We start from the raw sequence: 17,504 nt of genomic DNA, 5'->3' as shown, positions 1-17,504 counted from the left end.
GCGGGTTTTATTTTACATCCTAACAGAGGTGAATATGAAAATTGAATTAAACGATCAGCAGATGCAGGTGATAAATCAGGCGCTTGAGCAGTTGCCATACAATATTGCCGCGCCGATTATTGAACACATTAGCAGGCAGAGACAGTCGCAAGAAAACTCCCTTGTCATACTCGGAAACTGTCACGGACAATCAATACTAGGTGGCCACATTCAATGCAGTAATTTAATCGCTACATCAGATCAGCGATTAATGGGAGCGCAATAGGCTGCTAGCGGCGTATCCCCTGCGAGCACACCCAGGCTGAGTATCGCTGGATCGCGCAGTTCGGCGCAGGGAAGCGCGCCAACATGCCGTGGTGTGGAGGGTTCTCCTGGCGGTCGAACGCAGTTTGCGAAACTCAGGGGCAGGGCATTAATCACGGATGACGGCGAAGCGATCGAAGGTGATGCAGCTGAAGAGGCTGAGGTTATGAGGCGGGTGACGCACTTTATCAACAGCACTGATGCTGCGATATCTCCTGAGGCGGCATTGGCGCAGTTTTGAGACATATGTACGATAGAAAAATTCCGAAGATTGGCAATAGATCTCTTTATATTTGCATTCAAATTTTGTTTATTATGTATTTACATAACGTAAATTTATAAAATTTAATAAAAACAACTCAGGTTGCTTATTTTTAAAGATGCATTTAGTATATATGTTATAAATTGCAAAGCTCATTAAGGGATTCCCCAGTGAATATTGATAAAATGAAGATCCAGCATGCCGAGATTATCCATAAAATTAGCCGCCTCAGGGAGCTTAGCCGGGCGGGTGTGACGGCTCATGCGCAAGAAATCGCTCAAACCGTTATCAGTATGAGTTCTGTGATTAAAGTACACCTTTCTGCCGAAGATCAGTTTTTATATCCTTATCTGGAAAAGGTGAACGATCAAAAGCTAAAAACAATGAGCGTAAATTTTCAGCGCGAGATGGCTGATATTGTTGCCGAGTATGAAAAGTTTTCCCGTCGCTGGAATACGGCAAATAAGCTTATCAATTGTGACGAGGCATTTCGCCGCGACGCGAATGTAGTGTTGCGCAAGGTGCATGAACGAATGCAGCGCGAGGATCATAATTTTTATCCGCTGGTAGAGCAGCTTTAAAAAAGGGCGGCAATGGTTCATCCAATACGGGAATTTGGTTTCCCGTATCCAGAAAGGTATGAAAAGGACTTGGTAAAAGCTGGCACTACTCCGAAACTAACCACATATCGGATTCTTCAAACATTTCCTCCAGCATGCGGTTCAGCTTCTCCCGATCGCTTTTGCTGGCATCGCTGTTTAAGCCGTTCGCCTGCATCGGCTTAACCTTCACTTCTGCATCCGGAAAGATCCGGTGCACTCGCTTTGTTAACTCATTCAGAATTATTTCTCTGGCACCTGTTAATCCTTCAACATTCCGTTTGTCGTACACCAACTCAACGAACATACCGCCTCCAAAGCAACAATGATTTTGCACGCAATTTATACTGTTTATTTATACAGTGTCAACGGTTGGGCACGTAGCTTTTTAAGGAAGGTTTTTGGGGCATGTATGGGGCATAAATGCCAGTTTTGGGGCATGGTTGGGACATTTTAACTCATATGAACTTAACCGAATTTCATATGGAGGCGTCTTATAATGCACTGATTAACCTAAAGAAAACACATGCTCTTGGGCGTTCTTTAGTGATTTTAAAAATTACCGCGTCACGCAGTTAAAGTGGCGGGCATACTCTTCAAGGCTTGTGATCCCCAAACGCACCCATTTTGGATGCGACCACTGGGGTAAACCGATATAGATCATAGCGCTTGCAAAATCTCTTCCACGCTGCGAACGCGCGCAATGCGGGGGAAAATGTGAGTCATGCTGCCCAGGTGTTGCTCAGCACTGGCGGCACTACAGGCATCCTCTGCAATGATAAGACTGAAACCCAGCTCCCACGCATTTCGCGCCGTCGACTCAACGCCAATGTTCGTAGAGATGCCGCACAGGACGATGGTATCGATACCCCGGCGACGCAGCTGTAATTCCAGATCGGTGCCGTAGAATGCGCCCCACTGGCGTTTGGTTACTTCGAGGTCGCTGGTGCATTTACCCAGAGCAGCCGGGTAATCCCACCAGTTTTCGGGCAACGCTTTTGCTGGAGTCTGAGCATCTACTGGTTGTTTCAGCGCTTCGGCGTAATCGTCAGACCACCCGACGCGCACCATTACCACCGGGGAACCGTGGGTACGGAATTTTTCCGCCAACTGCGCGGTGCGGGCAATCACAGCGTGTGCCGTATGAGGTCCGCCAGCGAAAGGCAGGATCCCTTCCTGTAAGTCAATCACGACAAGGGCAGTTGTTTTTGCGTTCAGTTCCAGCATGTTCACTCCAGTAAAAAATAGAATTCCGTTACACCTTAAGCGCGAATCAGTGTGAAAGGGGCGACAATTTTTGTTATTTTTTGTGAGATTACGCAATGCCCGTCCAGGAAACAGGCGTACAGTCAGTACCGGACGTAGAGTCTATCCCAGTAAGCGTAATTGTTGCCGCCAGTTTGTCCGCGGACAGCGCGGAACAACCACAGCGTACATGAAGTACGTGAGGATTGTGAGCACTGCCCAAGGGTAAAATGGCAAATAAGATAGCCTACTGGGATAGGCTCTTATCGTGCGGCAGAATTTCCAGTATAATAGCCGCCTTTTTTCATTCAGTTGTGACATTCAGCTAAAGCTGCGACTTCGTCATCTGCGAGACAGGTGACAATCCGCCTGCGGCAAAGTTAAGGGATATCTCATGCGTACAGAATATTGCGGACAGCTACGTCTGTCCCACGAGGGGCAGCAGGTGACTCTGTGTGGTTGGGTCAACCGTCGTCGTGATCTTGGTAGCCTGATCTTTATCGATATGCGCGACCGCGAAGGTATCGTGCAGGTATTTTTCGATCCGGACCGTGCGGACGCGTTAAAGCTGGCCTCCGAACTGCGTAATGAGTTCTGCATCCAGGTTACGGGCACCGTGCGTGCGCGTGACGCGAAAAACGTCAACGCCGAGATGGCGACGGGCGAAATTGAAGTGCTGGCCTCCGATCTGACCATCATCAACCGTTCAGACTCGCTGCCGTTGGACTCTAACCACGTCAACACCGAAGAAGCGCGACTGAAGTATCGCTATTTAGATCTGCGTCGCCCTGAAATGGCGCAGCGCCTGAAAACGCGTGCCAAAATTACCAGTCTGGTGCGTCGTTTTATGGACGACCACGGCTTCCTCGACATCGAAACACCGATGCTGACCAAAGCGACGCCGGAAGGCGCGCGCGATTACCTGGTACCTTCTCGCGTACATAAAGGTAAATTCTACGCGCTACCGCAATCACCTCAGTTGTTTAAACAGCTGCTGATGATGTCTGGCTTTGACCGCTACTATCAGATCGTAAAATGCTTCCGTGATGAAGACTTACGTGCTGACCGTCAGCCTGAATTTACCCAGATCGACGTTGAGACTTCCTTCATGACCGCACCGCAGGTGCGTGAAGTGATGGAAGCGCTGGTGCGTAATCTGTGGCTGGAAGTTAAAGGGGTGGATCTGGGTGATTTCCCGATCATGACCTTTGCCGAAGCTGAGCGTCGTTACGGTTCCGATAAACCAGACCTGCGTAACCCGATGGAGCTGGTTGACGTTGCCGATCTGGTGAAAGACGTTGAGTTCGCAGTGTTCTCTGGTCCGGCAAACGATGCGAAAGGCCGCGTAGCTGCTCTGCGTGTACCGGGCGGTGCCGCACTGAGCCGTAAGCAAATTGACGATTACGGTAACTTTATTAAGATTTACGGTGCGAAAGGTCTGGCTTACATCAAAGTCACCGAGCGTGCGAAAGGTCTGGAAGGTATCACCAGCCCGGTTGCTAAGTTCCTGAACGCAGAAATGGTGGAAGCGATTCTGGCGCGTACCGGTGCGCAAGACGGCGACATGATTTTCTTCGGTGCCGACAACAAGAAAGTGGTTGCCGACGCGATGGGCGCGCTGCGTCTGAAACTGGGTAAAGACCTGAATATTACCGACGAAGCCAAATGGGCTCCGCTGTGGGTTATCGACTTCCCAATGTTTGAAGACGATGGTGAAGGCGGACTGACCGCAATGCACCACCCGTTCACCGCGCCGAAAGATATGACGGCTGCTGAGCTGAAAGCTGCGCCGGAAGACGCGGTTGCTAACGCATACGATATGGTAATCAACGGCTACGAAGTGGGCGGCGGTTCCGTGCGTATTCACAACGGCGACATGCAGCAGACCGTATTCGGTATTCTGGGCATTAACGAGCAAGAGCAGCGTGAGAAATTCGGCTTCCTGCTGGATGCGCTAAAATATGGTACACCACCGCATGCGGGCCTGGCGTTTGGTCTGGACCGTCTGACTATGCTGCTGACCGGTACTGACAACATTCGTGACGTTATTGCTTTCCCGAAAACCACTGCTGCAGCGTGTCTGATGACTGAAGCGCCGAGCTTTGCCAACGAAGCTGCGCTGGCGGAACTGAGCATTCAGGTTGTTAAGAAGGCCGAGAATAACTGATATGAGATACAAACAGCCTGTCTCGGTGTTAGTCGTGATTTATGCAAAGGACACCGGGAGAGTGCTGATGTTACAGCGACGCGACGATCCTGATTTCTGGCAGTCGGTCACCGGCAGCCTTGAAGAGGGTGAAACCGCGTCGCAAGCCGCTATGCGCGAAGTAAAGGAAGAGGTCGTCATTGATGTTGCATCTGAGCAACTGACCTTAATTGACTGTCAGCGCACGGTGGAGTTTGAGATTTTTAGCCATTTACGTCATCGCTATGCACCGGGAATTGAAAGAAATACTGAATCCTGGTTTTGCCTGGCACTTCCCTCAGAACGAGAGATCGTGTTCACCGAACATCTGACCTATCGTTGGGTTAATGCGGTTGAAGCCGCCCAATTAACCAAGTCGTGGAGTAACCGGCAGGCGATTGAAGAGTTTGTAATTAACGTCGCCTGAAAAGGCGCGCTTTTTGGAGATATTATTTATGGCAGGTCATAGTAAATGGGCCAACACCAGACACCGTAAAGCAGCGCAGGATGCTAAACGCGGTAAAATTTTCACCAAAATAATTCGTGAGCTGGTGACGGCGGCAAAACTCGGCGGCGGCGATCCGGACGCTAACCCGCGTCTGCGTGCAGCGGTTGATAAAGCGCTGGCTAACAACATGACCCGTGACACCCTGAACCGTGCAATCGCGCGCGGTGTGGGTGGTGATGAAGATTCCAACATGGAAACCATCATCTATGAAGGTTATGGTCCTGGCGGTACAGCCGTTATGATTGAATGTCTGTCTGACAACCGTAACCGTACTGTTGCGGAAGTGCGTCACGCGTTCACGAAAACGGGCGGCAACCTCGGTACCGACGGTTCCGTGGCTTACCTGTTCAGCAAAAAAGGCGTGATCTCCTTTGAACAAGGCGACGAAGACGCCATCATGGAAGCGGCGCTGGAAGCAGGTGCTGAAGACGTGGTGACCTTCGACGACGGCGCAATTGACGTTTACACCGCGTGGGAAGAGATGGGTAAAGTGCGTGACGCGCTGGAAGCGGCAGGTCTGAAAGCGGACGCGGCTGAAGTGTCTATGATTCCATCCACCAAAGCAGATATGGATGCAGAAACAGCGCCGAAGTTGTTGCGTCTGATCGATATGCTGGAAGACTGCGACGACGTGCAGGAAGTTTACCATAACGGCGAGATCTCTGATGAGGTTGCAGCTACCTTAGAATGAGGTGGCTGTACCGCAACCTGACAGGAGGTGCGTGATGTCTATCATTCTCGGCATTGACCCGGGGTCGCGCATCACCGGTTATGGCGTTATTCGTCAGGTCGGCAGACAGCTGACCTACCTCGGCAGCGGTTGTATCCGCACCAAAGTCGACGATCTCCCGTCACGTCTGAAGTTAATTTACGCGGGCGTGACGGAAATCATCACCCAGTTCCAGCCGGACTATTTTGCCATTGAGCAGGTCTTTATGGCGAAGAACGCTGACTCGGCGCTAAAGCTTGGACAGGCACGCGGCGTGGCAATCGTTGCGGCGACCAATCAGGATCTACCGGTCTTTGAATACGCGGCCCGCCAGGTAAAACAGACTGTGGTGGGGATCGGTAGTGCGGAAAAAAGCCAGGTCCAGCATATGGTGCGCACGCTGCTAAAACTCCCGGCGAATCCGCAAGCGGACGCCGCGGATGCGCTGGCGATAGCTATTACCCACTGCCATGTCAGTCAGAATGCCATGCAAATGAGCGAGTCGAGGCTGAATCTGGCGCGAGGTCGATTACGTTAGTGACAAATGAGGCTGGATATCTATCCAGCCTTTTTTTATGATAGCGCATTACCTTTTAGCCCTTAACGCAGGAGCGTCACGTGATAGGCAGACTCAGAGGCATCATTATTGAAAAACAACCCCCGTTGGTCCTTCTGGAAACGGGTGGGGTAGGCTATGAAGTGCATATGCCGATGACCTGTTTCTACGAGTTGCCGGAAGCCGGGCAGGAAGCGATTATCTTCACCCATTTTGTGGTGCGTGAAGACGCTCAACTGCTGTATGGCTTTAACAACAAGCAAGAGCGCACGCTGTTTAAAGAGTTAATCAAAACCAATGGCGTGGGGCCGAAGCTGGCGCTGGCGATCCTCTCCGGAATGTCTGCGCAGCAGTTTGTTAATGCCGTTGAGCGCGAAGAGCTTGGCGCGTTAGTGAAATTACCGGGCATTGGTAAGAAAACCGCAGAGCGTTTGATTGTTGAAATGAAAGACCGCTTTAAAGGCCTGCATGGTGACCTCTTTACCCCGGCGGCGGATCTGGTTCTGACCTCTCCGGCCAGTCCGACAACGGACGACGCCGAGCAGGAAGCGGTTGCTGCGCTGGTAGCGTTGGGCTATAAACCACAAGAAGCCAGCCGCATGGTGAGCAAAATTGCCCGCCCTGATGCCAGCAGTGAAACCCTGATTCGTGAAGCGCTTCGCGCGGCATTGTGAGGTAAAGGATGATTGAAGCAGATCGCCTGATTTCGGCTGTCAGCACGACCCCTGAAGACCTGGTGGATCGTGCGATCCGCCCTAAATTGCTGGAAGAGTATATTGGCCAGCCTCAGGTCCGTTCGCAAATGGAGATTTTTATCCAGGCGGCGAAGCTGCGTGGTGACGCTCTCGATCACCTGCTGATTTTCGGTCCTCCAGGTCTTGGTAAAACCACGCTTGCCAATATTGTCGCCAATGAAATGGGCGTTAATCTGCGCACCACGTCCGGTCCGGTACTGGAAAAAGCGGGTGACCTGGCGGCAATGCTTACCAACCTTGAACCCCACGATGTGCTGTTTATCGATGAAATCCATCGTCTTTCACCGGTGGTGGAAGAGGTGCTGTATCCGGCGATGGAAGATTATCAGCTGGATATCATGATTGGTGAAGGGCCGGCTGCACGTTCGATCAAGATCGATCTGCCACCGTTTACGCTAATCGGGGCGACGACGCGCGCCGGGTCGTTAACGTCTCCGTTGCGTGACCGTTTTGGTATTGTACAGCGCCTGGAATTCTATCAGGTGGCTGATCTGCAGCACATTGTAGGACGCAGTGCGCGTTTTATGGGCCTGGAAATGAGCGATGAAGGCGCGCTGGAAGTGGCACGCCGCGCTCGCGGTACGCCGCGTATCGCCAACCGCTTATTACGCCGGGTACGTGATTTCGCCGAAGTGAAGCATGACGGCACGATTTCAGCAGATATCGCCGCTCAGGCGCTGGATATGCTCAATGTGGATGCGGAAGGATTTGATTATATGGACCGTAAGTTGCTGCTGGCGGTTATCGACAAATTCTTTGGCGGACCGGTCGGACTGGATAACCTGGCAGCGGCGATCGGGGAAGAGCGTGAAACCATTGAGGACGTGCTTGAGCCATATCTGATTCAGCAAGGTTTTCTGCAGCGTACGCCGCGTGGACGTATGGCAACCGTGCGCGCCTGGAACCATTTTGGCATTACGCCGCCACAGATGCCTTAATGCATGATGTCGCTACGCTTATAAGGCCTGGGCGATTTTGTAGGCCCGGTAAGCGCAGCGCCGCCGGGCAACGCATGCTTAGCTCGCTTGCTTTTTCATCATGCTGAAAATAAACAGCAGCGCGGCACACAGCACCACAGAGGGACCTGCCGGGGTGTCATAGAAGGCCGAGAAGGTCAGCCCACCTGTAACCGCTATCATTCCCACACCAACGGCAACTCCTGCCATCTGTTCCGGCGTACGGGCAAAGCGACGGGCGGTCGCCGCAGGGATAATAAGCAGCGAGGTGATAATCAACGCCCCGACAAACTTCATCGCCACGCCAATCGTTAACGCCGTAACCAGCATCAGCAGCAGCTTCACGCGTTGCAGCTTCACGCCATCGACAAATGCCAGATCCGGACTGATGGTCATCGACAGCAGGTTACGCCACTGCCAGAACAGAATCGCCAGAACAATAACCACGCCGATGGCGATGGAGATAAGATCTTCAGGCGTCACGGCGAGCAAATCACCAAACAGGTAAGCCATCAGATCCACACGGATGTTGGACATCAGGCTGACGACAACCAGCCCCAGCGACAATGCACTATGCGCCATAATGCCCAGTAAGGTATCGATCGCAAGGTGAGGGCGCTTTTCAAGCCATACCAGACCGCCAGCCAGCAACAAAGTGACGGCGATAACCGCATAGAAAGGGTTTACATCCAGCAGCAGGCCAAAGGCGACTCCCAGCAGCGAAGCGTGGGCCAGCGTATCACCGAAATAAGACATTCGACGCCAGACCACAAACGAGCCGAGTGGGCCAGCAGCACAGGCCAGCATGATCCCGGCTAACCAACCGGGTAATAACAATTCAATCATGAGTGACCATTTCCCCGGCGTAAGACGATACGACCCTGTAAATCGTGGCGGTGGTTGTGATTATGACGGTAAATTCCGAGTTGTTCGGCGCCGCGTTGCCCGAACATTGAGATGAATTCCGGGTGCATGGAAACCACTTCCGGTGCACCGGAACAGCAAATATGATGGTTCAGGCACAGTACTTCATCGGTTTTGGCCATCACCAGATGCAGGTCATGGGAAACCATCAGTACGGCGCAATCCAGTTCACGTCGCAACTGGTCGATAAGGTCGTACAGTGCGACCTGCCCATTGACATCCACGCCCTGGGTCGGCTCATCTAGCACCAGTAGCTGAGGTTTATTCAATAAAGCACGGGCTAACAGGACGCGTTGCGTTTCCCCGCCAGAGAGCTTTTGCATCGGCGCATTCATCAGATGTCCGGCCTGAACGCGCTTCAGTGCCGGAAGGATATCCTCTTTTTTGGTGCCGGGACGTAAGCGCATAAACCGACTTACCGTCAGCGGAAGCGTAGTATCGAGGTACAGTTTTTGCGGTACATAGCCAATCCGCAATTGGCCATTACGCTTGATAACTCCCTCATCAGCCGCTACCAGTCCTAATACAACGCGCACCAGCGTAGACTTCCCTGCACCATTTGGGCCGAGAAGCGTTAAAATTTTACCGGGTCGAAGTTCAAGCGATACGTCAGACAGGACGCGGCGTTGACCATAAGAGACCGAGACATTTTCCAGTGAAACCAAAGTCGTCATATCAATTTTAGTCTTGCAGAAGTTATAGAATGTTATAATATCACATTTCTTACATTCATTACGATGATTGGTCGCATTATGTTACATAAAAATACGCTTCTTTTCGCAGCATTATCCGCTGCTCTTTGGGGTAGTGCAACACAGGCAGCAAATGCTGCTGTGGTGGCCTCGCTCAAGCCGCTGGGATTTATTGCTTCGGCCATTGCGGACGGGGTAACAGACACTGAAGTTTTGCTGCCTGACGGGGCTTCCGAACACGACTATTCACTGCGACCATCAGACGTAAAACGCTTACAGGGCGCGGACTTAGTCGTTTGGATTGGACCTGAGATGGAAGCGTTTATGGAAAAGTCAGTCAAGAATATTCCTAACGCGAAACAGGTAACGATTGCGCAGCTCAATGACGTGAAACCGTTACTCATGAAAGGTGCTGACGACGACGATGACGATCATGGACACAATGATGCTGGCAGTGAAAAAAGTGACGAGCATCACCATCACGGCGATTACAACATGCATCTTTGGCTTTCCCCAGAGATAGCGCGGGCCTCAGCGGTTGCAATCCATGAAAAATTAGTGGAACTTATGCCGCAAAGTCGAGCCAAACTTGACGCCAACCTGAAGGATTTTGAGGCACAATTAGCCGCAACCGATAAGCAGGTAGGTAACGAGCTCGCACCGCTCAAGGGAAAAGGTTATTTCGTTTTTCATGACGCCTATGGCTACTACGAAAAACACTACGGACTAACACCGCTTGGTCACTTTACCGTGAACCCTGAGATTCAACCTGGTGCGCAGCGTTTACATGAAATAAGAACACAGTTGGTTGAGCAAAAAGCAACCTGCGTTTTTGCTGAGCCACAGTTCAGGCCAGCGGTCGTTGAAGCCGTCGCGAGAGGGACATCCGTTCGAATGGGAACGTTGGATCCGCTCGGTACGAATATCAAACTGGGTAAAACAAGCTATTCAGCGTTTTTGAACCAATTAGCCAACCAGTATGCGAGCTGCCTGAAAGGAGATTAATGAGGAAGTGAATACGTGCAACAGATAGCCCGCTCTGTCGCTCTGGCATTTAATAATCTGCCGCGACCCCATCGTGTTATGCTGGGGTCGCTTACCGTACTGACATTGGCCGTCGCCGTCTGGCGGCCTTATGTTTACCATCCCGATTCTGCACCCATCGTTAAAACTATCGAGCTGGAAAAAAGCGAGATTCGTTCACTGTTACCTGAGGCAAGCGAACCTATTGATCAGGCTGCACAAGAAGACGAAGCCATTCCACAGGATGAACTGGATGACAAAACGTCTGGTGAAGCCGGTGTGCATGAGTATGTCGTCTCCACTGGCGATACGCTGAGCAGTATTCTGAATCAGTACGGCATCGATATGGGCGATATCAGTCAACTCGCTGCTTCCGATAAAGAGCTGCGTAATCTGAAAATTGGTCAGCAGCTTTCATGGACCTTAAGCGCGGAAGGTGACCTGCAGCGTCTGACCTGGGAAGTATCCCGCCGTGAAACCCGTACTTACGATCGCACTGCGACGGGTTTCAAAATGAGCAGCGAAATGCAGCAGGGCGATTGGGTTAACAGTCGTATCAAAGGCACTGTGGGCGGAAGCTTCGTCGCCAGCGCCAAAGATGCCGGGCTGACCAGCTCTGAAATCAGCGCAGTGATTAAGGCCATGCAGTGGCAGATGGATTTCCGCAAACTGAAAAAAGGCGATGAGTTCTCGGTGCTGATGTCTCGCGAAATGCTGGACGGCAAGCGCGAGCAAAGCCAACTGCTGGGCGTGCGTTTACGTTCTGAAGGCAAAGACTATTATGCCATCCGTGCTGCAGACGGTAAGTTCTATGACCGTAACGGTACCGGGCTGGCGAAAGGCTTCATGCGTTTCCCGACGGCGAAACAGTTCCGTATTTCCTCGAACTTTAACCCGCGTCGCCTGAATCCGGTGACTGGACGCGTAGCGCCGCACAAAGGTGTCGACTTTGCGATGCCGCAGGGGACGCCGGTACTGTCGGTGGGCGATGGTGAAGTGGTTGTAGCGAAGCGTAGCGGCGCTGCCGGATACTATGTTGCGGTTCGTCATGGTCGCACCTACACCACGCGTTATATGCACCTGCGTAAGCTGTTGGTGAAACCAGGTCAAAAAGTGAAACGTGGCGATCGTATCGCGCTGTCAGGTAACACCGGGCGTTCAACGGGGCCGCATCTGCACTATGAAGTATGGGTTAACCAGCAGGCCGTGAACCCTTTGACGGCAAAACTGCCGCGTACAGAGGGTCTGACCGGCTCGGATCGCACCGATTACCTGGCGCAGGTGAAAGAGGTTATGCCTCAGCTACGTTTTGATTAATTAGCACACTGACAAAGCCGGTACGCTATGCGTGCCGGCTTTTTTATTTTGTACGGCGCACGGTGCGCCGCTACACTATCAGCAGATTTACTTTTCGCGGCACCAGACACTGGAAGAGCATGGAAACGAAAAAAAAGAATATTGAGTATATCCCTGAGTTTCACAAATCATTTCGCCATCCGCGCTACTGGGGTGCCTGGCTGGGGGTGGCGGCGATAGCTGGGATTGCGTTAACACCTGCGTCATTTCGTGATCCGATTCTGGCAAAACTCGGACGGCTCGCCGGAAGACTGGGAAAAAGCTCCCGTCGCAGAGCATTGATCAATTTATCCCTCTGCTTTCCTGAACGTAGCGAAGCTGAGCGTGAAGCCATTGTTGATGATATGTATGCAACTGCGCCTCAGGCGATGGTCATGATGGCTGAATTAGCAATACGTGGCCCGGAGAAGATTCAAAACCGTGTTGACTGGCAAGGCCTGGAAATCATCGAAGAGATGCGGCGCAACGATGAAAAAGTTATTTTTCTCGTTCCACATGGCTGGGGTGTAGATATCCCGGCGATGCTGATGGCGTCCCAGGGACAGAAAATGGCGGCGATGTTCCACAATCAGGGGAACCCGGTATTCGATTACGTCTGGAACACGGTACGCCGTCGCTTTGGTGGTCGTTTGCATGCGCGTAATGATGGCATCAAACCGTTTATTCAGTCTGTCCGTCAGGGATATTGGGGATACTACCTGCCGGATCAGGACCATGGACCTGAACACAGCGAGTTTGTCGATTTTTTTGCTACCTATAAAGCAACGTTACCGGCGATTGGCCGTCTGATGAAAGTCTGCCACGCGCGCGTGGTACCGCTGTTCCCCGTATACGATGGGAGAACGCACCGCCTGACGATCCATGTTCGTCCACCGATGGATGACATCCTGACGGCGGATGACCACACCATTGCCAGACGGATGAACGAAGAGGTGGAGATTTTTGTCACGCCTCATGTCGAACAATACACCTGGATTCTGAAACTGCTTAAGACACGTAAACCCGGCGAGATTGAGCCCTATAAGCGCAAAGATCTCTATCCGAAGAAATAAAAAAAAGCCTCTCAAACGAGAGGCTTTTTTACATTTAAGCGACTTATTCTACGGTCAGGATACGCGTGGTATTGGTTGAGCCAATGGTGCTCATCACATCGCCCTGGGTCACGATCACCAGGTCACCAGAAACCAGGTAGCCTTTATCGCGCAGCAGGTTCACCGCTTCATTGGCGGCAACGACGCCGTCAGTTTCGCTGTCGAAGTGAACCGGGGTGACACCGCGGTACAGGGAGGTCAGATTCAGCGTACGCTCATGACGGGACATCGCGAAAATCGGCAGACCGGAACTGATACGAGAAGTCATCAGCGCAGTGCGACCGGACTCCGTCATTGCGATGATAGCGGTGACCCCTTTCAGGTGGTTAGCAGCGTACATCGCTGACATCGCAATCGCTTCTTCAACGTTATCAAACTGCACGTCAAGGCGGTGTTTAGAGACGTTGATGCTCGGGATCTTTTCAGCGCCGAGACAGACGCGCGCCATTGCCGCGACGGTTTCCGCCGGGTACTGACCTGCTGCTGTTTCTGCAGAGAGCATCACGGCATCGGTGCCGTCGAGGACGGCGTTAGCCACATCCATCACTTCCGCACGAGTCGGCATTGGGTTGGTAATCATCGACTCCATCATCTGCGTAGCGGTGATGACCGCACGGTTCAGCTGGCGCGCGCGACGAATCAACGCTTTCTGAATACCTACCAGCTCAGGGTCACCGATTTCAACACCCAGGTCGCCACGGGCTACCATCACTACGTCAGAAGCCAGGATGATGTCATCCATCGCATTCTGGTCGCAGACGGCTTCTGCACGTTCTACTTTGGCGACAATTTTCGCATCGCAACCGGCATCACGCGCCAGACGGCGGGCATAATTCAGATCTTCGCCGCAGCGCGGGAAGGAGACAGCCAGATAGTCAACGCTGATTTGTGCTGCGGTAATGATGTCGGCTTTGTCTTTTTCGGTCAGGGCTTCAGCAGAGAGACCGCCGCCCAGTTTGTTGATGCCCTTGTTATTGGATAGCGGGCCACCGACGGTGACTTCGGTGAAGACTTTCATGCCCTGAACTTCCAGCACCTTAAGCTGTACGCGACCGTCGTCGAGCAGCAGGATATCGCCAGGCACGACGTCAGCAGGCAGCCCTTTATAATCAATACCGACTTTTTCTTTGTCGCCTTCGCCTTTGCCGAGGTTGGCGTCTAACAGGAACTTGTCGCCAACGTTAAGAAATACTTTACCTTCTTTAAAGGTGGATACGCGGATTTTAGGTCCCTGCAGGTCACCCAAAATAGCTACATGACGTCCCAGTTTTGCGGCAATTTCACGGACTTTATCCGCCCGCAGTTTGTGATCTTCTGGAGAGCCGTGGGAAAAGTTCATACGTACGACGTTCGCACCCGCGGCGATAATCTTCTCAAGGTTGTTATCGCGGTCAGTTGCCGGGCCTAACGTGGTAACGATTTTGGTTCTGCGAAGCCTTCTGGACATGTAATACTCCGTTGACTGAAACAACTTGGTGTTGCGTGAACATTGATCCGGCCGTTCTCAAACATTAACGGTAAATGAACAACCCGGATGATAAAAGGGTAGAACATTGTTATTGCTTTTAGCGGTCATCACTCTTGATGAGTAATTCTTTATCAAAACGCGATTCCTTGAGCGCTTCCTTGACACGCTTCAAGTTATCTCTAAATTTTGCCCCTCGGCGCAAAGTAAATCCTGTAGCCAGCACATCTATCACGGTCAGTTGAGCAAGTCGAGAGACCATGGGCATATAAATGTCAGTATCTTCCGGTACATCGAGGGTAATTGCCAGCGTGGCTTCCCGTGCCAGTGGCGTACCGGGAGAGGTGAGGGCGATAACCATGGCATCGTTTTCCCGCGCTAACTGCGCCAGTTCAACCATACTTTTGGTTCTTCCGGTATGAGAAATAAGCACAATGACGTCGTCGTCGCTACAATTCATACAACTCATGCGTTGCAGAACAATATCGTCGGAATAAATTACCGGCACGTTAAAGCGGAAAAATTTATTCATCGCGTCATGCGCTACCGCGGCGGAAGAACCTAAACCAAAGAAGGCAATTTTCTTCGCCTGGGTTAATAAATCTACCGCCCGGTTTACCGCCGCGTTATCCAGCGACTGGCGGACGTGGTCGAGGCTTGCCATCGCTGACTCGAAGATTTTCCCCGTGTAAGATTCTACGCTGTCATCCTCATCCACATTGCGATTAACATAAGGGGTGCCATTTGCCAGACTTTGCGCCAGATGCAGTTTAAAATCAGGAAAGCCGCGGGTGTCCATGCTGCGACAGAAACGGTTCACCGTTGGCTCGCTGACATTCGCTTCTACAGCAAGTGCGGCGATGCTTGAATGGATTGCCCGCTCGGGAGAGGCAAGAATAATGTCGGCGACTTTACGCTCTGACTTGCTCAAATGTTCCAGTTTTAACTGGATTTTTTCCAGCATATTCATGATGTAGGTAGACTCATGGGTCATGGGCAAAAACGATTTCAGCGATACGGGGAAACCGATACACAATTTAGTGTATAGATATTACCCCTGCTAATGCAGCAACGGGGCAAAATGGACAGAATAGTTGTTGTTTTTTTTCATTACATGATCGGAGTCGGATTTTCATACTTCATCATGGGTACGAAAAATACGACTTTTTTATCCATTTTGATGGGTTATACGCCAATAAAGCGGCTGTTCGCGGTAACAGCACGGCTGGATAAGCGTTTACGGTTTCCGGATTCACGTAAAAGCAGTACAGTGCACTGTAATAAAATTACAACCAGTGTCTGGCAAAAGCACCAGGCACTTAATTGAGGAGAATGACATGGCGGTAACGCAAACAGCCCAGGCATGTGACCTGGTCATTTTCGGTGCGAAGGGCGACCTGGCGCGACGGAAATTGCTGCCTTCCCTGTATCAACTGGAAAAGGCCGGCCAGATTAACCCGGAAACCCGTATCATTGGGGTTGGGCGTGCCGACTGGGACAAAGCAGCTTATACCAAGGTTGTGCGCGAAGCGCTCGAAACCTTCATGAAAGAAAAAATCGATGAAGGTTTATGGGAGACCCTCAGCGGTCGTCTGGAGTTTTGTAATCTGGACGTCAATGATACCGCCGCATTTAGCCGTCTGGGTGAAATGCTGGATCAGAAATCACGTACCACTATTAACTATTTCGCGATGCCGCCAAGCACTTTTGGCGCAATCTGCAAAGGTTTGGGTGAAGCAAAGCTGAATGCTAAGCCTGCCCGCGTGGTGATGGAAAAACCGTTAGGAACGTCACTGGCAACATCGCGCGAAATCAACGATCAGGTCGGCGAGTATTTCGAAGAGTGCCAGGTTTACCGTATCGACCACTATCTCGGCAAAGAGACGGTACTGAACCTGTTGGCACTGCGTTTTGCCAACTCCCTGTTTGTGAACAACTGGGATAACCGCACTATCGATCACGTAGAAATTACCGTGGCGGAAGAAGTGGGCATTGAAGGGCGCTGGGGCTACTTTGACCAGGCCGGTCAGATGCGCGACATGATCCAGAACCACCTGCTGCAAATCCTATGCATGATCGCGATGTCTCCGCCGTCCGATCTGAGCGCTGACAGCATCCGTGATGAAAAAGTGAAGGTACTGAAATCACTGCGTCGCATCGATCGTTCGAACGTGCGAGAAAAAACGGTTCGCGGTCAGTACACCGCCGGTTTTGCCCAGGGCAAAAAAGTTCCGGGATACCTGGAAGAAGAAGGTGCGAACAAGAGCAGCAATACGGAAACGTTTGTGGCAATCCGTGTGGATATCGATAACTGGCGCTGGGCGGGTGTTCCATTCTACCTGCGTACCGGTAAACGTTTACCGACCAAGTGCTCTGAAGTCGTGGTTTACTTCAAAACGCCTGAGCTGAACCTGTTCAGAGAATCCTGGCAGGACCTGCCACAGAACAAGCTGACCATCCGTTTGCAGCCTGATGAGGGTGTCGATATCCAGGTCCTGAATAAAGTGCCGGGCCTGGATCACAAGCATAACCTGCAAATTACCAAACTTGATCTGAGCTACTCCGAAACCTTCAATCAAACACATCTGGCCGACGCTTATGAGCGTCTGCTGCTTGAAACGATGCGCGGCATTCAGGCGCTGTTTGTGCGTCGAGATGAAGTTGAAGAAGCATGGAAGTGGGTCGACTCTATTACCGAAGCCTGGGCAATGGACAACGACGCGCCGAAGCCTTATCAGGCCGGGACTTGGGGACCGGTTGCCTCTGTGGCCATGATTACCCGTGATGGTCGTTCCTGGAATGAATTCGAGTAAAATATCATCTAGCCCATAGGTGTTATTTTACCGGTAACATGATCTAACACAGATTGTAGAAT

The 17,504-nt window shown here is 51.6% G+C and carries 18 protein-coding genes and 1 pseudogene; 12 read left to right on the top strand and 7 right to left on the bottom strand.

Annotated elements, in window-relative coordinates; translation table 11 throughout:
- Positions 1-34 precede the first annotated feature (34 nt).
- Both C2U41_RS11500 and C2U41_RS11490 read left to right on the top strand, forming a co-directional pair.
- Positions 35-265, top strand: coding sequence for a hypothetical protein (locus C2U41_RS11500; RefSeq protein WP_103848799.1), 231 nt, complete (start codon positions 35-37; stop codon positions 263-265).
- Between the two features lie 470 nt (positions 266-735).
- Positions 736-1,146, top strand: a complete 411-nt coding sequence (locus tag C2U41_RS11490; protein WP_048217473.1) for a hemerythrin domain-containing protein — start codon at positions 736-738, stop codon at positions 1,144-1,146.
- 85 nt (positions 1,147-1,231) lie between these two features.
- On the opposite strand, the gene C2U41_RS11485 is transcribed toward C2U41_RS11490, so the two are convergent.
- The 3 genes and pseudogenes from C2U41_RS11485 to C2U41_RS11475 form a co-directional block, all read right to left on the bottom strand.
- Complete coding sequence (locus C2U41_RS11485) at positions 1,232-1,471, bottom strand: DinI family protein (RefSeq protein WP_000497460.1); 240 nt, start codon at positions 1,469-1,471, stop codon at positions 1,232-1,234.
- Between the two features lie 261 nt (positions 1,472-1,732).
- A pseudogene (locus C2U41_RS29700) lies at positions 1,733-1,828 on the bottom strand (hypothetical protein); the annotation flags it as partial.
- Complete coding sequence (locus C2U41_RS11475; RefSeq protein ID WP_103848797.1) at positions 1,825-2,391, bottom strand: hydrolase; 567 nt, start codon at positions 2,389-2,391, stop codon at positions 1,825-1,827. The pseudogene C2U41_RS29700 and the gene C2U41_RS11475, both read right to left, overlap by 4 nt.
- Before the next feature lie 412 nt (positions 2,392-2,803).
- Here C2U41_RS11475 and aspS point away from each other — a divergent pair, with 412 nt between their 5' ends.
- From aspS to ruvB, 6 genes are all read left to right on the top strand, one after another.
- Entirely contained in the window at positions 2,804-4,576 is a 1,773-nt protein-coding gene (gene aspS / locus C2U41_RS11465; RefSeq protein ID WP_103848795.1) for an aspartate--tRNA ligase, read from the top strand.
- A 1-nt stretch (position 4,577) separates the two neighbouring features.
- Positions 4,578-5,021: a dihydroneopterin triphosphate diphosphatase gene (nudB, locus tag C2U41_RS11460; protein WP_103848794.1), complete on the top strand. Its 444-nt coding sequence runs from the start codon at positions 4,578-4,580 to the stop codon at positions 5,019-5,021.
- Between the two features lie 28 nt (positions 5,022-5,049).
- Positions 5,050-5,793 (top strand): YebC/PmpR family DNA-binding transcriptional regulator, encoded by a 744-nt coding sequence (locus C2U41_RS11455; RefSeq protein WP_003034865.1) that lies wholly within the window; start codon positions 5,050-5,052, stop codon positions 5,791-5,793.
- Positions 5,794-5,827: 34 nt separating this feature from the next.
- A complete protein-coding gene (ruvC, locus tag C2U41_RS11450; protein WP_003034867.1) occupies positions 5,828-6,349 on the top strand; it encodes a crossover junction endodeoxyribonuclease RuvC in 522 nt (173 codons plus the stop codon).
- An 80-nt stretch (positions 6,350-6,429) separates the two neighbouring features.
- On the top strand, positions 6,430-7,041 hold the full coding sequence (gene ruvA, locus C2U41_RS11445) for a Holliday junction branch migration protein RuvA (protein ID WP_003034869.1): 612 nt from the start codon (positions 6,430-6,432) through the stop codon (positions 7,039-7,041).
- An 8-nt stretch (positions 7,042-7,049) separates the two neighbouring features.
- The gene (ruvB, locus tag C2U41_RS11440; RefSeq protein ID WP_003034872.1) at positions 7,050-8,060 is read left to right on the top strand and encodes a Holliday junction branch migration DNA helicase RuvB; all 1,011 of its coding nucleotides are present in this window, start codon (positions 7,050-7,052) and stop codon (positions 8,058-8,060) included.
- Between the two features lie 78 nt (positions 8,061-8,138).
- Here the strand turns inward: ruvB and znuB are convergent, their stop codons facing one another.
- Both znuB and znuC read right to left on the bottom strand, forming a co-directional pair.
- The gene (znuB, locus tag C2U41_RS11435) at positions 8,139-8,924 is read right to left on the bottom strand and encodes a zinc ABC transporter permease subunit ZnuB (RefSeq protein WP_003034874.1); all 786 of its coding nucleotides are present in this window, start codon (positions 8,922-8,924) and stop codon (positions 8,139-8,141) included.
- The gene (znuC, locus tag C2U41_RS11430; protein WP_003034877.1) at positions 8,921-9,676 is read right to left on the bottom strand and encodes a zinc ABC transporter ATP-binding protein ZnuC; all 756 of its coding nucleotides are present in this window, start codon (positions 9,674-9,676) and stop codon (positions 8,921-8,923) included. The genes znuB and znuC overlap by 4 nt, the downstream gene beginning before the upstream one ends.
- Before the next feature lie 78 nt (positions 9,677-9,754).
- Here znuC and znuA point away from each other — a divergent pair, with 78 nt between their 5' ends.
- The 3 genes from znuA to lpxM all read left to right on the top strand — a co-directional run bounded on the left by znuA (position 9,755) and on the right by lpxM (position 13,125).
- Positions 9,755-10,699 carry a zinc ABC transporter substrate-binding protein ZnuA gene (gene znuA / locus C2U41_RS11425; protein WP_003844151.1) on the top strand — a complete coding sequence of 315 codons (945 nt, stop codon included), beginning with the start codon at positions 9,755-9,757 and terminating at the stop codon, positions 10,697-10,699.
- Between the two features lie 15 nt (positions 10,700-10,714).
- Positions 10,715-12,034 (top strand): murein DD-endopeptidase MepM, encoded by a 1,320-nt coding sequence (gene mepM, locus C2U41_RS11420; protein ID WP_003034883.1) that lies wholly within the window; start codon positions 10,715-10,717, stop codon positions 12,032-12,034.
- Positions 12,035-12,153: 119 nt separating this feature from the next.
- Complete coding sequence (lpxM, locus tag C2U41_RS11415; RefSeq protein ID WP_003034887.1) at positions 12,154-13,125, top strand: lauroyl-Kdo(2)-lipid IV(A) myristoyltransferase; 972 nt, start codon at positions 12,154-12,156, stop codon at positions 13,123-13,125.
- A gap of 43 nt (positions 13,126-13,168) precedes the next feature.
- Here the strand turns inward: lpxM and pyk are convergent, their stop codons facing one another.
- Both pyk and C2U41_RS11405 read right to left on the bottom strand, forming a co-directional pair.
- Positions 13,169-14,611 (bottom strand): pyruvate kinase, encoded by a 1,443-nt coding sequence (pyk, locus tag C2U41_RS11410; RefSeq protein WP_003034890.1) that lies wholly within the window; start codon positions 14,609-14,611, stop codon positions 13,169-13,171.
- A gap of 118 nt (positions 14,612-14,729) precedes the next feature.
- Positions 14,730-15,599, bottom strand: a complete 870-nt coding sequence (locus tag C2U41_RS11405; RefSeq protein ID WP_103848821.1) for a MurR/RpiR family transcriptional regulator — start codon at positions 15,597-15,599, stop codon at positions 14,730-14,732.
- A gap of 367 nt (positions 15,600-15,966) precedes the next feature.
- Between C2U41_RS11405 and zwf the strand changes: the two genes are divergently transcribed.
- Positions 15,967-17,442, top strand: a complete 1,476-nt coding sequence (gene zwf, locus C2U41_RS11395) for a glucose-6-phosphate dehydrogenase (protein WP_003034896.1) — start codon at positions 15,967-15,969, stop codon at positions 17,440-17,442.
- Positions 17,443-17,504 lie beyond the last annotated feature (62 nt).

Source organism: Citrobacter freundii complex sp. CFNIH4 (genome assembly GCF_002934505.1).
Classification (GTDB): Bacteria; Pseudomonadota; Gammaproteobacteria; order Enterobacterales; family Enterobacteriaceae; genus Citrobacter; species Citrobacter freundii.
The sequence above is the reverse complement of the archived record's forward strand: the minus strand, read 5'-3'. Positions and strand labels throughout refer to the sequence as shown.

Bases quoted from the DNA above. Each gene is read 5' to 3' on its own strand.
- C2U41_RS11500 (WP_103848799.1), top strand. From the start codon at position 35: ATGAAAATTGAATTAAACGATCAGCAGATGCAGGTGATAAATCAGGCG.
- C2U41_RS11485 (WP_000497460.1), bottom strand. From the start codon at position 1,471: ATGTTCGTTGAGTTGGTGTACGACAAACGGAATGTTGAAGGATTAACA.
- C2U41_RS11475 (WP_103848797.1), bottom strand. From the start codon at position 2,391: ATGCTGGAACTGAACGCAAAAACAACTGCCCTTGTCGTGATTGACTTA.
- aspS (WP_103848795.1), top strand. From the start codon at position 2,804: ATGCGTACAGAATATTGCGGACAGCTACGTCTGTCCCACGAGGGGCAG.
- nudB (WP_103848794.1), top strand. From the start codon at position 4,578: ATGAGATACAAACAGCCTGTCTCGGTGTTAGTCGTGATTTATGCAAAG.
- C2U41_RS11455 (WP_003034865.1), top strand. From the start codon at position 5,050: ATGGCAGGTCATAGTAAATGGGCCAACACCAGACACCGTAAAGCAGCG.
- ruvC (WP_003034867.1), top strand. From the start codon at position 5,828: ATGTCTATCATTCTCGGCATTGACCCGGGGTCGCGCATCACCGGTTAT.
- ruvB (WP_003034872.1), top strand. From the start codon at position 7,050: ATGATTGAAGCAGATCGCCTGATTTCGGCTGTCAGCACGACCCCTGAA.
- znuB (WP_003034874.1), bottom strand. From the start codon at position 8,924: ATGATTGAATTGTTATTACCCGGTTGGTTAGCCGGGATCATGCTGGCC.
- znuC (WP_003034877.1), bottom strand. From the start codon at position 9,676: ATGACGACTTTGGTTTCACTGGAAAATGTCTCGGTCTCTTATGGTCAA.
- znuA (WP_003844151.1), top strand. From the start codon at position 9,755: ATGTTACATAAAAATACGCTTCTTTTCGCAGCATTATCCGCTGCTCTT.
- lpxM (WP_003034887.1), top strand. From the start codon at position 12,154: ATGGAAACGAAAAAAAAGAATATTGAGTATATCCCTGAGTTTCACAAA.
- pyk (WP_003034890.1), bottom strand. From the start codon at position 14,611: ATGTCCAGAAGGCTTCGCAGAACCAAAATCGTTACCACGTTAGGCCCG.
- C2U41_RS11405 (WP_103848821.1), bottom strand. From the start codon at position 15,599: ATGAATATGCTGGAAAAAATCCAGTTAAAACTGGAACATTTGAGCAAG.
- zwf (WP_003034896.1), top strand. From the start codon at position 15,967: ATGGCGGTAACGCAAACAGCCCAGGCATGTGACCTGGTCATTTTCGGT.